Here is a 14,675-nt window from a genome sequence, read left to right on the forward strand (position 1 = left end):
AATGGCAACGCGCAGTAGTCGTCATAAAACTAAGGGCGATAGACTTTCACGTTGGTATATCCCTGCTCACGCAGATAAAGTGCCTGCAAACGGCTCATCACACCGCGATCACAATACAGCAAATAGGTTTTACTCTGATCCAGATCAGCAAATTGTGAGCTGAGCTTATAGAACGGCAGTGATCGCACTTCAACCTGATCCAATTTCAGTGGCTTCTCTTCCTGTTCATCAGGCGCACGAATATCTAGCAACACATCGGTATCGGCCAATTCAGCAACGGTTTCAACTTCAACGACTTGTTCGCGGCTTTGCTGTGCGATTTCACGGATATCAACGTTTTTGGCTTCGCTCACGACCCGATCCAGAACAGAGAAATCAAAGTGAGACTCCTCTTCTTCGATTTTGGCCTTAACCGCTTTTACCGTTGGGCTTTTTGAAATAACGCCACAATATTCCGGCATGGTTTTAGCAAAATCTTCCGTACCAATCTGCCGTGCCAAATTGATGATGTGCTCTTTATCGTGGGAGATAAGCGGACGCAAAATCAGGGTATCCGAGGCATTATCAATTAAACGCAGATTAGTCAGTGTCTGGCTGGATACCTGCCCCAGAGCCTCACCGGTAACTAAAGCCTGGACACCATAGCGTTCAGCAACCTGAGAAGCTGCACGCACCATCATGCGCTTTAGAACCACGCCCATCTGGCCGTCTTCGACTTTTTCCAGGATCTCGCCAACAACCGGTTCAAAATCAATGGCGATAAACCGCACTCGATGGGAGCTACCAAAGCGATTCCACAGATAATGTGCCACCTGCTTAACGCCGATTTCATGGGCTGAGCCACCGAGATTAAAGAAACAATAATGGACACGACAGCCACGGCGCATCAGCATATAGCTCGATACACCTGAGTCAAAACCGCCTGAAATCAGGGAGAGAACATCCTCCTGAGTGCCAATAGGGAAGCCCCCCAGCCCTTCATGACGAGCCTTAACCAAAGTCAGTTTATCTTGATCAACTTCCAAATTAACCGTCACCTGTGGGCGGGTCAGGTTGACTTTAGCACTTTCAATATGTTGATTCAGACCACCACCGACATATCTCTCAACATCACCAGAAGAGAATTCATGCTTACCACGACGTTTTACCCGAACGCAGAAAGTCTTACCAACCAGTGTCTCACGGTAGGCTTCGAGCGTTTGTTCAAAAATATTGTGCATATCGCTGTAGCTACGATCTTCTACTTCAAGGATATGGTGAATACCCGGTATGCGGGTCAGTGCATCACAAATCTCTGGGCCAAGATTGTCATTTTTGGTACGAAGCTCAATATGATCCCAATGACGGACAATCGCGAGGGTATCGTCCTCAAGGTGTTTCAGTACGTTGCGGATATTGGTAGTAAGAATCTTAATGAAGCGCAATCGCACAGATTGACTCTTGATGGTGATTTCTGGGAACAATTTAATGATAAACTTCATGGCGGCTTTTAGTTGTCTAGTGATGGAATGATAGCGTTACTATTGAAAGTAACGGCCATAAACGTTAGCGAAAATATGCAAGCCGTGGAGTATATCATTATATGATGTGCCGCTGCGTACTAAAACCTGGCCTAAACGCCACGATTTCCCCCACATTATCCGCTAGAATAGCCGGTAATAAATTTTTGGTCTGAATACGACGGATCTGATGTTCTGGTGGGTTATGCCCAGAAAATCCCTCATTAGCTGGAATGCATTACGTGACATTAATTTATGACGCTACATTAATTCATAACGTTATGTTAATTGATGTTACGTTCCATAGAAAACATTGAGTCGACGAAAACTATGCCGAAAAAAGCCGCTTCACCAGAAATCAAAGCCGCCAGCTTTGAAACATCACTTAGTGAACTGGAACAAATTGTTACTCGCCTGGAATCTGGTGAATTGCCGCTGGAAGATGCGCTAAACGAATTTGAACGGGGTGTACAGTTGGCCCGTCAAGGGCAACAAACCCTATTGCAAGCCGAGCAACGGGTGAAAATCCTCCTGAGTGACGATGTTGACGCCCCGTTAAAACCTTTTACCCCAGATACTGAGTAGCCTTATGTCGGATACCAATGCACCTGCTGATTTTAAACAACAACTTGCCGCTCATCAGCAGCGAGTCAATCAGGCTCTGCTAGATTTCATTGCTCCCCTGCCGTTTGGCAACAGCCATCTAGTCGAGGCCATGCGCTATGGTGCGGTAATCGGGGGGAAGCGGCTACGCCCCTATCTGGTCTATGTCACGGGGCAAATGTTTGGTTTGTCACTCGCCAATTTGGACGCCCCGGCGGCGGCAATTGAATGTATTCATGCCTATTCATTAATACATGATGATTTACCCGCCATGGATGATGATGATTTACGCCGTGGACAGCCTACTTGCCACGTTAAGTTTGGCGAGGCCCACGCTATTTTGGCCGGTGATGCACTGCAAACGCTGGCCTTTTCTATTTTGGCTGAAGCCTCTATGCCCGATGTCGCTGATAAAGATCGCCTATCAATGATTATCGAGTTGGCTCAAGCCAGTGGGGCTGCGGGGATGTGTGCTGGTCAGGCACTGGATCTAGAGGCGGAAACACGCCCTGTTTTATTAGATGACCTTGAGCAAATCCACCGTCATAAAACCGGTGCGTTGATTCGTGCGGCGGTTCGCCTTGGCGCACTGGCAGCCGGTGAAGCTGGCTGTAACACATTATTGTCACTCGATCGTTACGCCGAGGCCATCGGTTTGGCCTTTCAGGTCCAAGACGATATTTTAGACGTCATTGGCGACACGGCTACAATTGGCAAACGTCAAGGATCAGACCAACAACTGGGCAAAAGTACTTATCCGGCGCTACTTGGTCTGGATTGCGCCAAAACCAAAGCGATGGATCTTTATCAGGAAGCGCTAGAGGCCTTGGATGAATTGGCGAAGCAGTCCTATAACACCGATTCATTACAGGCATTGGCCCGTTTCATTATTGAGCGTAATAATTAAAACGTAATCATTTAAAATAGCCCCAGTATTATTGCCATTACCGCTAAACAGTGAGTAAATCCTGAACAGTGAGAACCGCGAGCAACGCAATAACATCAAGGATGATGGGGATGGCAGTTAAGCCGTTAGACACCTACATAAACACTTTTTATATGAGCATCGAATGAGTCTTGATATAGCCAAATACCCGACATTGGCACTTGCGGAGAACCCTGAAGAACTGCGCATGCTACCGAAAGAAAGCTTGCCGAAGTTATGTGATGAACTCCGGCAGTATTTGCTCACCTGTGTCAGCCGATCCAGCGGGCATTTTGCTTCGGGGTTAGGCGTAGTCGAACTGACTGTTGCATTGCATTACGTCTACAATACGCCGTTTGATCATTTGATATGGGACGTGGGTCATCAGGCTTATCCGCATAAAATATTAACTGGCCGTCGTGAGCGAATCTCTACTATTCGTCAAAAAGATGGTTTACACCCTTTTCCGTGGCGTGGTGAAAGTGAATACGACGTGCTTTCTGTTGGTCACTCCTCTACATCGATCAGCGCGGGTCTGGGTATGGCGGTTGCTGCCGAGCGGGAAGGTAAAGGGCGACGTACCGTTTGCGTTATCGGTGATGGCGCGATCACCGCAGGTATGGCTTTTGAAGCAATGAGTCATGCCGGAGATATTCACTCAGACATGCTGGTTATCCTTAATGATAACGAAATGTCTATTTCAGAAAATGTAGGTGGCCTGAACAACCACTTGGCTCAACTATTATCTGGAAAACTCTATGCCAGCCTGCGTGAAGGCGGTAAAAAAGCATTTTCTGCCTTACCACCGATTAAAGATCTGCTGAAACGGACCGAAGAGCATCTGAAAGGGATGGTAGTACCCAGTACGTTGTTTGAAGAGTTAGGTTTTAATTATATTGGTCCAGTTGATGGGCATGATGTACACACGTTGACGCAAACGCTAAAAAATATGCGCGACCTGAAAGGTCCACAACTTCTGCACATCATGACTAAAAAGGGCAAAGGCTATGCTCCGGCAGAAAAGGATCCAATCGGTTGGCATGCCGTACCTAAGTTTGATCCCGCCTCCGGCACCTTGCCTAAAAGCCAGAGCAGCCTACCCACTTACTCCAAAATCTTTGGCGAATGGTTATGCGAAACCGCAGCCAAAGATAGCAAATTAATGGCAGTGACACCGGCGATGCGTGAAGGCTCCGGTATGGTGCGTTTCTCGCGCGAATATCCGCAACAATATTTCGATGTCGCTATCGCTGAACAACATGCTGTGACTTTTGCCGCAGGCCTTGCTATTGGTGGTTACAAACCTGTGGTTGCCATCTATTCGACTTTCCTGCAACGCGCCTATGATCAGTTGATCCATGATGTCGCAATCCAAAATCTGCCCGTACTCTTTGCGATTGACCGTGGCGGTTTGGTCGGTGCTGATGGGCAGACCCACCAAGGTGCATTCGATCTTTCATTTATGCGCTGCATTCCAAACATGGTCATTATGGCCCCAAGTGATGAGAATGAGTGCCGTCAGATGTTGCACACCGGCTATCACCATAATGGACCTGCCGCAGTACGTTACCCACGAGGTAATGGTACCGGCGCGGTACAGGAGCCATTGGAGATGCTGCCTATCGGCAAAGGGGTGCTACGCCGTGAAGGTGAGAAGATTGCCATCCTTTGCTTTGGTACGTTACTTGCTCAGGCACAGCTTGTCGCAGAGAACCTCAATGCCACGCTGGTGGATATGCGTTTCGTGAAACCGCTAGATGAAGAATTGGTATTGGAAATGGCAGCAAAGCATCAGGTACTAGTGACCGTCGAAGAGAACGCTATCATGGGTGGAGCGGGTAGCGGTGTGAATGAGCTATTAATGGCAAAACGGCGGTTGGTCCCAGTACTCAATATTGGTTTACCCGATCTGTTTGTGCCACAAGGTGAGCAAGATGAAATGCGAGCTGAACTCGGTTTAGATGCAGTGGGTATACAGCGTCAAATTGAAGCCTGGCTAGCTTAACCGCTGCTCGCCTGGTTAAACACACCGATCATATTTTTTATGATCTCAGAATTTTTTAGATCTCAGAAACAATAAAGGGAGGTTATTGACAAAGTGCCCGCGACGGAGAGAACAGGCAGATCGTAAAGACGCCGTAAATACATCCATGTAGGCTCGAGCCGCGCCATCCTTGGCGCGGACGCTTTACTCCTCTGCCTATCCTCACCGTTCAAGATCGCGTCATCGGGGTTTGTCAGCAGTCTGAGGCATAACCCGTGGGTTATGCCTTTACGTGATAATATCGCTTACACCCTGAATTAATTGAACAATTACAGCGGCCAATAGTGCCCAATCACAAAGATAACCGCAGCGGCAGCAACCCCGGCAATAATATCATCAACCATTATCCCCGTTCCGCCATGAACGTTACGGTCAAACCAACGAATCGGCCAAGGCTTCCAGATATCAAAAATACGGAATACAATAAACCCTGCCACAACCCATTGCCAGCTATTTACCGGCAATGCCATCAAGGTTATCCACATCCCAACAAATTCATCCCACACAATACTGCCGTGATCATGAACTTGCATATCTTTGGCTGTACGGTGACAAATATAGATACCGATACCGATACCGAACATCACCAACAAGACGTAAAGCTGCCATGGCAACTGAATCAGTAACAGCCAGAATGGGATGGCTGCGATTGACCCCATAGTACCCGGTGCCCATGGTGATAACCCACTACCAAAACCGGTCGCCAGTAAGTGCCAGGGGTTGCTTAACCGCAGACGGCGCTTGGCTTCATCCATGAGATTTACCTGTTGAGAAATGATCAAAACCACGGAAATCCAGCTTGACTATTTTGCCTTCACGGAAGAATTTAACCCCTTCCGATTGAGGGCCTATCTGGCCAATACAGGTATAACCCGCGCCGGTATTACTGAGCGCGACTTCCAACGCGCCCCGGTTGATTTCTGGTACGGTAAAGCACAGTTCATAGTCTTCACCTCCACTCAACGCCCAGCGGAGAGCTTGCTCTGTATCAACCTGATGTTTTAATGCATCGGAATACGGCAACATATCAAGTTCAATACGAGCACCACAATGGCTGGCTTTCAGAATGTGTTGCAGATCAGAAATTAACCCATCAGAGATATCAATGGCGGCACTGGCAAGCATACGCAATGCTTGCCCCTGTAAAACTCGGGGTTGTGGCCGTAAATGACGATGAATTAATGCCACTCGATCAGATTCGTTATCTACCCGCAGTTCATTTTGCAAAATAGCCAGACCCGCAGCGCTATCACCCAATGTACCAGTAACATAGATCCAGTCACCAACCCGCGCACCAGCACGAGTCAATGCACGGCCTTCGGGGACAAAACCTTGAATAGTTAGTGTCAGACTCAATGGCCCACGGGTGGTATCACCACCGATCAATTGCATACCATAGTAATTGAGTTGATCAAATAAGCTGTCACTGAATGCCTGTAGCCAATCTTCATTTACCGATGGCAGAGTCAAAGCAAGAGATAACCAGGCAGGATCGGCCCCCATCGCGGCTAAATCGCTGAGGTTTACCGCTAGAGATTTGTAACCAAGATCGGCCGGATCGATATCCGGAAGGAAATGAACACCGGACACCAGTGTATCAGTACTGATGGCCAACAGCTGTTTCTCTGCCACTGTAAGAAGTGCGCAGTCGTCTCCAATACCCAGCTCCACATCCCGGCGGTTACTTCTAAACCGGTCAAAGTAGCGGGCAATGAGGTCAAATTCGCCACATGCCATAATACAATTCCAGAAATGTTAACTGATATATAAATTAAGGCCGGATACCGGCCTTAATTTATATCGTTAATGCATACCCTTCTATCTTGACGTTGCAGCACTGTTTGCATAAATGAAAAATGAGCAGCATTCAATCTGCTCTTGGCAGATTTGTCACCCGAATCACTGACGGGATCAGCTCAACGAGATTTCCTCGATTACTGCCTGGCTGCAACACCAATAACGTTGGATATAACGAGATTATTTTCTCTTACGTACTGTCGGAGCAACTTTATCCAGCACTCCGTTAACGAACTTATGGCTATCTTCCGCGCCGAAAGTTTTGGCCAGTTCGATCGCTTCATTGATTGCCACCTTATAAGGGACATCATCACGTTTGCTCAGTTCAAACAGAGCAATACGCAAAACAGCACGTTCAACCTGACCTAATTCTTCGAGCTGACGGGAAAGAAAAGGTGCCATTAATGCATCCAGAGATGCTGCATTAACCGCAACCCCTGACAGCAATTCGCGAAAATAGGCGATGTCTACATCTTTGACATCCTGCTCCGACAGGAACTGTAATTCAACATCAGCGATGTCGTTTTTAGACAACTGCCAAGAGTAAAGCGCTTGAACAGCGCACTCACGAGCGCGGCGACGAGCAGCAGGTTTCACGGAATTCCCCTTAACTAAATTCAGCCTTTAATAGCTTTGATTACATTAATCATTTCAAGCGCGGTCAGGGCAGCTTCTGCACCTTTATTACCCGCTTTAGTACCAGCACGCTCAATGGCCTGCTCAATACTTTCTGTGGTCAGCACACCGAACGCCACTGGAATATCGCTGTTCATAGCAACACTTGATAGACCAGAACTTGCTTCGCCAGCAACATACTCAAAGTGTGCTGTGCCCCCACGGATCACCGTACCCAGCGCAATTACCGCATCATAACGATTTGTTTTTGCTAAAACATTGGCAACTAACGGCAACTCATAAGCGCCTGGCACCCAGACAACGGTAATGTTGTCATCGGACACCTGACCAATGCGTTTCAGGGCATCAATTGCACCATCCAGCAGGCTGTCGTTGATAAAGTTGTTAAAACGCGCAATCGCAATCGCCACACGGGCATTAGGAGTAGCAACAACACCTTCGATAACGTTCATAGCTTTCCTCAATATGGGTTCATACCCCGCAGGGGGGCGGATTCTATCATATTCTTTCACCGCCCGCCCCTGCGCATTTGTAAAACGCCTGACAAGGCCGTGATTAGCAGGGGAATTCCCTACCCAATAATTAGATTAATACTTTGGCTTCAAGCGTAAACGCAAGTCTGGACCGACCAGCCGTACATCGCTGAATACAAATTCAGGGGCTTGCGATAAATTCGTCAGCCCCGCTAGCTCACATAATCCACGCGCATCACTGCCCAAGAGTTTGGGGGCGATATAAAGGATTAATTCATCCACCACTCCGGCTTGTAGCAATGCACCCGCCAGTTGTGGCCCAGCCTCTACCCAGACAGAATTAATCTTCCGTTTACCCAATTGCATCATCAAGACAACCAAATCCACGCCATTACCATAACGTGGCAACAACAGTTGTTCGATATTGTCAGGCCATAGCTGATCATCGGCATCTACGCGAGCCAGCCAGCATGGGCCATCTTGCTGTATCACTTTATGCAGTGGAGTCACGCGGTTATGGCTATCAAGTATAATTTTTACTGGTTGGCGAACACTATCCTGAGGATACAAAACCTGCGTTTCGGCATCTAAATCCTGCCAGCGTACAGTCAGTGAGGGGTCATCTGCCAATACAGTGGCACTGGTACTAAGAATAGCTGAACTCTCGGCCCTAAATCGCTGCACATCCTGACGTGCCTGTGGCGAGGTAATCCACTGGCTCTCACCTGATGCCATGGCTGTACGCCCGTCCAATGATGCCGCCATTTTCAATTGCACATAAGGGAAACCAGTCCGCATACGCTTCAAGAAACCAAGGTTAACAGCCTCGGCCTCAGCTAACATTAAGCCATGATCGACGGCGATACCGGCCTGTTTCAATTTATACAGCCCCCGCCCGGCAACTTCTGGATTAGGGTCCTGCATGGCAGCGACAACCCGTATCACACCGGCGGCGACCAACGCATCAGCACAAGGTGGCGTTCGGCCATAATGGCTACACGGCTCGAGAGTGACATAAGCCGTGGCTCCTCGCGCTTTCTCACCCGCCATACGTAACGCATGCACTTCAGCATGTGGCTCTCCAGCACGTAAGTGGTAACCTTCACCGACGATCTCGCCATCACGAACCAAGACACAGCCTACATTGGGGTTAGGCGACGTCGTAAAGCGCCCTAAACGCGCCAGCTCAAAAGCTCGGGCCATATAGAACTCATCAGGCTGCATGGCTTTCCTTAATTTTTAGACTGCCGTTAACGGTAATCTGAGGTTAAAACGTAATACAGAGTTAAAACGTAATATAGAGGTTAAAACGTTGCCTCAAATAAAAATAGCCAAGTGCCGATTAATCCTGCAAACGCGCAATTTCTTCGCCGAACTCGCGGATATCTTCAAAACTGCGATAAACCGATGCAAAGCGGATATAAGCGACTTTATCCAAACGTTTTAGCGCTTCCATCACTAAATTACCTACCATTTTGGTCGGCACTTCCCGCTCACCTGTGGCACGTAATTGAGATTTTATGTGGCTTATCGCGGTCTCAACATCATCTGAGCTAACTGGCCGCTTTTCTAACGCTTTCAACATGCCGCGTCGCAATTTCTCTTCATTGAACGGCTCGCGTACCTCGTCACTTTTTATGACCCGTGGTAACACCAGTTCAGCCACTTCAAAAGTGGTAAAACGCTCATTACAATCCAAACACTGGCGGCGGCGGCGAACTTGCGAGCCATCACTCACCAGACGAGAGTCAATCACTTTAGTATCCACAGCGGCACAAAACGGACAATGCATAACGCTTCCTGATTGGTGAACCTAAACTTACCGACAGTTTACCGCGAAGTGTGATGACAACAAAGGCCGATCAGCCATCAGATGTGTGCCTCGCGGCTTTACGATACTTATAAGCGGCATATTTATGGCGCAGATATTCGAAGCGGCCCAATTTCTCATCCTTTAGCTCACTCCCCAATGTCGCCCCGATATCTTTGATGCTCGCATCCAGTAATTTACTGGTTTCTGTTTCTTTTAGTTGTGGATTAAATGCATATATTGCACACCCTAACGCCGCTAAAATAGGCGCTATTGCAGCCACTGCACCGGTGGCGATAAATGTAGGTATCACACCTGCGGCGATGCCAGTTACCGCAAGCGAACTCAGCATAGCTAAATCCTTCTTAAGATTAGAAAATGAAAAATTACCTTTCGAACTTTTCGCCATTTTCTGAATTTTTTTCAATTTCAACTCAAGGACTTCACCAACCACTTTATTTATAGAATATTTTAAATTCTCATCACTAATAGAGTCATTTAGCTTACTCAACTCATTAGCTAAAGAGGCTAAATAAATTAATTTATTTTCTACCATTTCATGTTTTGACGATTTAAAAACCACAGCCTGATTTTTATTCTGGCTATCTTTCGTTCGCTGAGTGAACCTATCATAAATGTCTTCCATTTTTTTATTAATCTCTACGTTTTTTTTTGCATCTATTAGTCCGGATTTATCACCGCCTCCCCAAGCGTCTTTAAAGTGAATTGATGAAGAGCGTTGCCTTCTATTACTGAGTAAATTCTTACCTGATAATACTTTTTTTAACTGATACAAATAGTCATTCAACGTCTCAACGCTACAATTGACATGGGGTCGGGATCGCTGCAACTTAGCTGATTCCTTCGCTATCTTCGGGTAATATTTTGCAACAAAATTCAATAACTCTATAGCACCATTTATTCGTTCATTCGTAGTGTCAGATGCGATATCTCTTGGTTCAATGCGATAAGGCACACCTTCCAGTAACACTATGTACTTACTCATTTCAGTTTGCTTTTGAAGCGTCGAATCCAAAATATTTTTTAATACTTTACCATCATGACAATAAAGTAATTTTTTATTTATTTCCTTACACACTTCATCCAGTGATGAAATATCTTTTTGAGTTAAAAGATAAATTTCACCTTTGCTTACCCCCTTAACCTTATCATTATATTCACTTATAAATGACGCAATTAGCGATTTATTTTCTCTAGATAAAACAGAATTATAATTAGCCGAGAAACCCATATTATCAAATTGAGTGAAGTCATTAAAAGGTGAATCAACCACATCTGAATTTGGTATATCAACATCACCATATACCCATACATGTGATCCCCCTCCCTCGATAGCATTAATATGCATAACAACTCCTTTTAGTGATCAGCCTGTAAATTACTCACCGTTTAAAGGTGACTGATCACGGACCTATTAACTATCAGAAAAAGAATAAACTTATCAACAACGAAGAATATGGTGAAATATAGTGATTCTAATTAATTCTATTTTATGTATACAAAAGCAATAACTATTTAGCTGGGGAATTTACTGGCAAAAAAAACCCTGAAACCAACAGTTTCAGGGCTCTCTTATACATCGAACGATGATTAATTAACGATCACGGCAGTATTGAAGGTTGGTCAGCACCTTCTTTTTCAACTTTCTGCTGCAACATGTGTTCACGTTTCATCCCTAATTTCAGCGCCAGCGCGGACGCAACGTAGATAGATGAAACGGTACCGATAGTAACACCGATCAGCATCGTTAATGAGAAGCCTTGCAGCATCGCACCACCGAAGATAAACAGCATCAACACTACCATCAGGGTCGTCGCAGAAGTCATAATCGTACGACTTAAGGTTTGCGTCAGAGACACGTTCATGATCTCGTAAGGCGTTCCACGACGAATTTTGCGGAAGTTCTCACGAATACGGTCTGATACCACGATACTATCGTTCAGAGAGTAACCAATAACCGACATCAATGAAGCAATGATCGTCAGGTCAATCTCAATATGGAACAACGACAAGATCCCCATGGTAATGACCACGTCATGGGCCAATGAGATAACAGCCCCCAATGCCAGACGCCATTCAAAACGGAAACCAACGTAAACGAGAATAGACAGTAACGCGACCAATAGCGCCATACCACCAGCCTGGGCTAAATCACTGCCCACGCTAGGCCCGACGAATTCGATACGTTTTACTGATGCATTCTTATCAACAGATTCATTGATAACCGAGATGACTTTGTTACCTAACTCCTGCCCGGCAGTACCAGTCGCAGGCGGCATACGCACCATAACATCTCGAGAGCTACCAAAGTTTTGCAGAATCGGTGATTCAAAACCCGCGTTTTGCAACGTGTCACGTAGTTGATCAAGGTCCGCGGGGTTTTCCAGATTAATTTCAATCACCGTACCACCGGTGAAATCCAGACCCCAGTTGAATCCCTTAGTCGACATCACCACAATGGATGCGACTAACAACAACAGTGAAACGCCGAAAGCAACATAATCCCAGCGCATAAAGTCATAGACTTTACGGCCATAGTTTAGTTGTTCAACAGTATAATCCTGTGCCACAACGTACTCCTCAAATAGACAGCTTGTTAATGCGCTTGCCGCCGTAAAGCAGGTTGACGATGGCACGAGTACCGACTATTGCGGTGAACATTGACGTTACAACACCGATTGCCGTTGTAATAGCAAAGCCTTTAATCGAACCAGTACCCACAGCATAAAGAATAATTGCTGTGATAAGCGTCGTTATGTTCGCATCGACGATACTTGAAAAGGCACCTTTGTACCCTTCATGGATCGCTTGCTGGATCGTCCGCCCGTTTCTATACTCTTCTTTTATTCGCTCGTTAATCAGTACGTTAGCATCCACTGCTACCGCCAGCGTCAATACGATCCCGGCAATACCCGGCATGGTTAATGTCGCCCCCGGTAATAAGGACATCACGCCAACGATTAACACCAGGTTGGCCATCAGCGCAGTACTGGCAATCACACCAAACTTACGGTAGTAAATCACCATAAATAGGATGGATACAGCCAGCCCCCATAAACAGGCTTCTAAACCTTGCGCAATGTTCTGGGAACCCAAAGTTGGCCCGATAGTGCGCTCTTCCACAATCTGGATAGGTGCAATCAACGCACCAGCACGCAGTAACAGGGAAAGTTGACGCGCTTCAGCCGGGTTATCAATGCCGGTAATGCGGAAACTGTTACCTAAACGCGACTGGATGGTCGCTACATTGATAACTTCTTCTTGTTTAACCAGAATAGACCGGCCATTCGCATCTTTTTTACCGCTGTCTTTATATTCTACGAATAAAGTCGCCATCGGCTTACCGATATTGTCTTTAGTAAAATTAGACATCGCCGAACCACCCGCGCTATCGAGTGAGATATTAACCTGAGCCTGGTTATACTCGTCGGTACTGGAGGTTGAATCGGTAATATGGTCACCGGTCAAGATCACTCGTTTGTACAAGACAACCGGGCGGCCTTCACGGGTATTTTTCACTTCCGAATCGCCAGGTACACGGCCAGAAGCCGCAACAGAAGCGTCAACGTTAGTGTTTACTAAACGGAATTCCAACGTTGCAGTCGCACCCAGAATTTCTTTGGCACGCGCGGTGTCTTGAATACCGGGTAGCTCAACAACAATACGGTCGGAACCCTGCCGTTGGACTAACGGCTCAGCGACACCTAGCTGGTTAACTCGGTTACGCAGGATTGTAATATTTTGTTGAACCGCATATTCCCGAGCTTCTCGCAGACGCTCATCACTCATCACCGCTTTTAGCGTATTGCTGCCATTGGAGCTGAACACCAAATCACGATGGCGCGAAGAGAGGTAGCTGATAGCGTCATTGCGCGCTTTATCATCGCGAAAACGCACTTCAACACCATAGTTATCGAGCTTACGCACTGTGGCATACGGGATATTTTTCTCACGCAAATCAGTGCGTAAGGTATCCATCGTTTGCTCTTGCAGTTTGCCCAGCGCGGTATCCATATCCACTTCCATCAGGAAATGGACACCACCTCGCAGGTCAAGGCCTAATTTCATGGGTTCTGCACCCAATTTGGCAAGCCAGGAAGGTGTTGCCGGAGCCAGGTTCAGCGCGATAACGTATTTATCACCCATCGCCTCCACCAGTGCTTCGCGAGCACGTAGCTGGACATCAGGATCTCTAAAGCGAGCCAGGATTGCACCGTTTTCCAGCGCAATAGACTTGCTCGCTATGTTGTCTTTTTCTAAAATGTCACGGACTTGGACCAGCGTTGTTTCACTGGCGGCGATTCCTCGCGCACCAGTGATTTGAACAGCCGGATCCTCACCATAAAGGTTGGGAAGCGCATATAGCAGACCGATGAAGATCACAACGATCAGCATCAGATACTTCCACAAAGGATAACGGTTTAACACGGTAGTTCCCTTCGGGAAAATCGAAAATTACAGGGCCTTCATTGTACCTTTCGGTAACACGGCAGCCACGAAGTCACGCTTGATCATCACTTCGGTAATGTCATTCAGCGCGATAACAACATAGCCCGTTTCCGCAACTTTAGTAACACGACCAATCAAGCCACCCGTTGTTAATACTTCATCACCTTTGCCAATAGAATCCATCAATTTTTTGTGTTCTTTGGCACGTTTTTGCTGTGGACGCAGGATCATGAAGTAGAAAATCAGACCGAATACCACCAGCATAATCACCAGAGAATACGGGCTATTTTGAGCCGGAGCACCAGCGGATGCAACAGCATCGGAAATGAAAAAACTCATTAAAATTCCCTCGATTGTTATCAATATCAGTAGTGTGAAATCAGTGCGATAAAACAGCCGCGACAAATCGTAACTGCTC

The 14,675-nt window shown here is 46.7% G+C and carries 14 protein-coding genes and 2 pseudogenes; 3 read left to right on the forward strand and 13 right to left on the reverse strand.

Annotated features, from left to right (window positions below):
• Positions 1-29: 29 nt before the first annotated feature.
• Positions 30-1,481: a tRNA uracil 4-sulfurtransferase ThiI gene (thiI, locus tag AC971_RS06665; RefSeq protein ID WP_025382823.1), complete on the reverse strand. Its 1,452-nt coding sequence runs from the start codon at positions 1,479-1,481 to the stop codon at positions 30-32.
• A gap of 348 nt (positions 1,482-1,829) precedes the next feature.
• Between thiI and xseB the strand changes: the two genes are divergently transcribed.
• The 3 genes from xseB to dxs all read left to right on the forward strand — a co-directional run bounded on the left by xseB (position 1,830) and on the right by dxs (position 5,032).
• Positions 1,830-2,084, forward strand: a complete 255-nt coding sequence (gene xseB / locus AC971_RS06670) for an exodeoxyribonuclease VII small subunit (protein ID WP_025382822.1) — start codon at positions 1,830-1,832, stop codon at positions 2,082-2,084.
• Between the two features lie 4 nt (positions 2,085-2,088).
• Positions 2,089-3,009 carry a (2E,6E)-farnesyl diphosphate synthase gene (gene ispA, locus AC971_RS06675; RefSeq protein WP_025382821.1) on the forward strand — a complete coding sequence of 307 codons (921 nt, stop codon included), beginning with the start codon at positions 2,089-2,091 and terminating at the stop codon, positions 3,007-3,009.
• A 163-nt stretch (positions 3,010-3,172) separates the two neighbouring features.
• On the forward strand, positions 3,173-5,032 hold the full coding sequence (gene dxs / locus AC971_RS06680; RefSeq protein WP_025382820.1) for a 1-deoxy-D-xylulose-5-phosphate synthase: 1,860 nt from the start codon (positions 3,173-3,175) through the stop codon (positions 5,030-5,032).
• A gap of 78 nt (positions 5,033-5,110) precedes the next feature.
• On the opposite strand, the pseudogene AC971_RS25060 reads toward dxs, so the two are convergent.
• The 12 genes and pseudogenes from AC971_RS25060 to yajC form a co-directional block, all read right to left on the reverse strand.
• Positions 5,111-5,179 (reverse strand): annotated as a pseudogene (locus tag AC971_RS25060) (gluconate 5-dehydrogenase); the annotation flags it as partial.
• 161 nt (positions 5,180-5,340) lie between these two features.
• Positions 5,341-5,826 carry a phosphatidylglycerophosphatase A gene (gene pgpA, locus AC971_RS06685; protein ID WP_025382819.1) on the reverse strand — a complete coding sequence of 162 codons (486 nt, stop codon included), beginning with the start codon at positions 5,824-5,826 and terminating at the stop codon, positions 5,341-5,343.
• Positions 5,819-6,808, reverse strand: coding sequence for a thiamine-phosphate kinase (thiL, locus tag AC971_RS06690; RefSeq protein ID WP_025382818.1), 990 nt, complete (start codon positions 6,806-6,808; stop codon positions 5,819-5,821). Before thiL ends, pgpA begins: the two co-directional genes overlap by 8 nt.
• A 240-nt stretch (positions 6,809-7,048) precedes the next feature.
• On the reverse strand, positions 7,049-7,465 hold the full coding sequence (gene nusB, locus AC971_RS06695; RefSeq protein WP_002208665.1) for a transcription antitermination factor NusB: 417 nt from the start codon (positions 7,463-7,465) through the stop codon (positions 7,049-7,051).
• Positions 7,466-7,485: 20 nt separating this feature from the next.
• Entirely contained in the window at positions 7,486-7,956 is a 471-nt protein-coding gene (gene ribH / locus AC971_RS06700) for a 6,7-dimethyl-8-ribityllumazine synthase (protein WP_002208666.1), read from the reverse strand.
• Positions 7,957-8,091: 135 nt separating this feature from the next.
• Complete coding sequence (ribD, locus tag AC971_RS06705; RefSeq protein ID WP_025382817.1) at positions 8,092-9,201, reverse strand: bifunctional diaminohydroxyphosphoribosylaminopyrimidine deaminase/5-amino-6-(5-phosphoribosylamino)uracil reductase RibD; 1,110 nt, start codon at positions 9,199-9,201, stop codon at positions 8,092-8,094.
• A 118-nt stretch (positions 9,202-9,319) separates the two neighbouring features.
• Positions 9,320-9,769 carry a transcriptional regulator NrdR gene (gene nrdR, locus AC971_RS06710; protein WP_004393175.1) on the reverse strand — a complete coding sequence of 150 codons (450 nt, stop codon included), beginning with the start codon at positions 9,767-9,769 and terminating at the stop codon, positions 9,320-9,322.
• A gap of 70 nt (positions 9,770-9,839) precedes the next feature.
• Positions 9,840-10,433, reverse strand: a complete 594-nt coding sequence (locus AC971_RS06715; RefSeq protein ID WP_025382816.1) for a hypothetical protein — start codon at positions 10,431-10,433, stop codon at positions 9,840-9,842.
• 35 nt (positions 10,434-10,468) lie between these two features.
• Positions 10,469-11,156: pseudogene (locus AC971_RS06720) on the reverse strand (hypothetical protein).
• Between the two features lie 253 nt (positions 11,157-11,409).
• Positions 11,410-12,378, reverse strand: a complete 969-nt coding sequence (secF, locus tag AC971_RS06725) for a protein translocase subunit SecF (protein WP_025382815.1) — start codon at positions 12,376-12,378, stop codon at positions 11,410-11,412.
• A 10-nt stretch (positions 12,379-12,388) separates the two neighbouring features.
• On the reverse strand, positions 12,389-14,236 hold the full coding sequence (gene secD, locus AC971_RS06730) for a protein translocase subunit SecD (RefSeq protein WP_025382814.1): 1,848 nt from the start codon (positions 14,234-14,236) through the stop codon (positions 12,389-12,391).
• A 27-nt stretch (positions 14,237-14,263) separates the two neighbouring features.
• The gene (yajC, locus tag AC971_RS06735; protein WP_025382813.1) at positions 14,264-14,596 is read right to left on the reverse strand and encodes a preprotein translocase subunit YajC; all 333 of its coding nucleotides are present in this window, start codon (positions 14,594-14,596) and stop codon (positions 14,264-14,266) included.
• Between the last annotated feature and the right edge of the window lie 79 nt (positions 14,597-14,675).

The sequence above is a fragment of the Yersinia similis genome, assembly GCF_001053095.1.
Taxonomy (GTDB): Bacteria; Pseudomonadota; Gammaproteobacteria; order Enterobacterales; family Enterobacteriaceae; genus Yersinia; species Yersinia similis.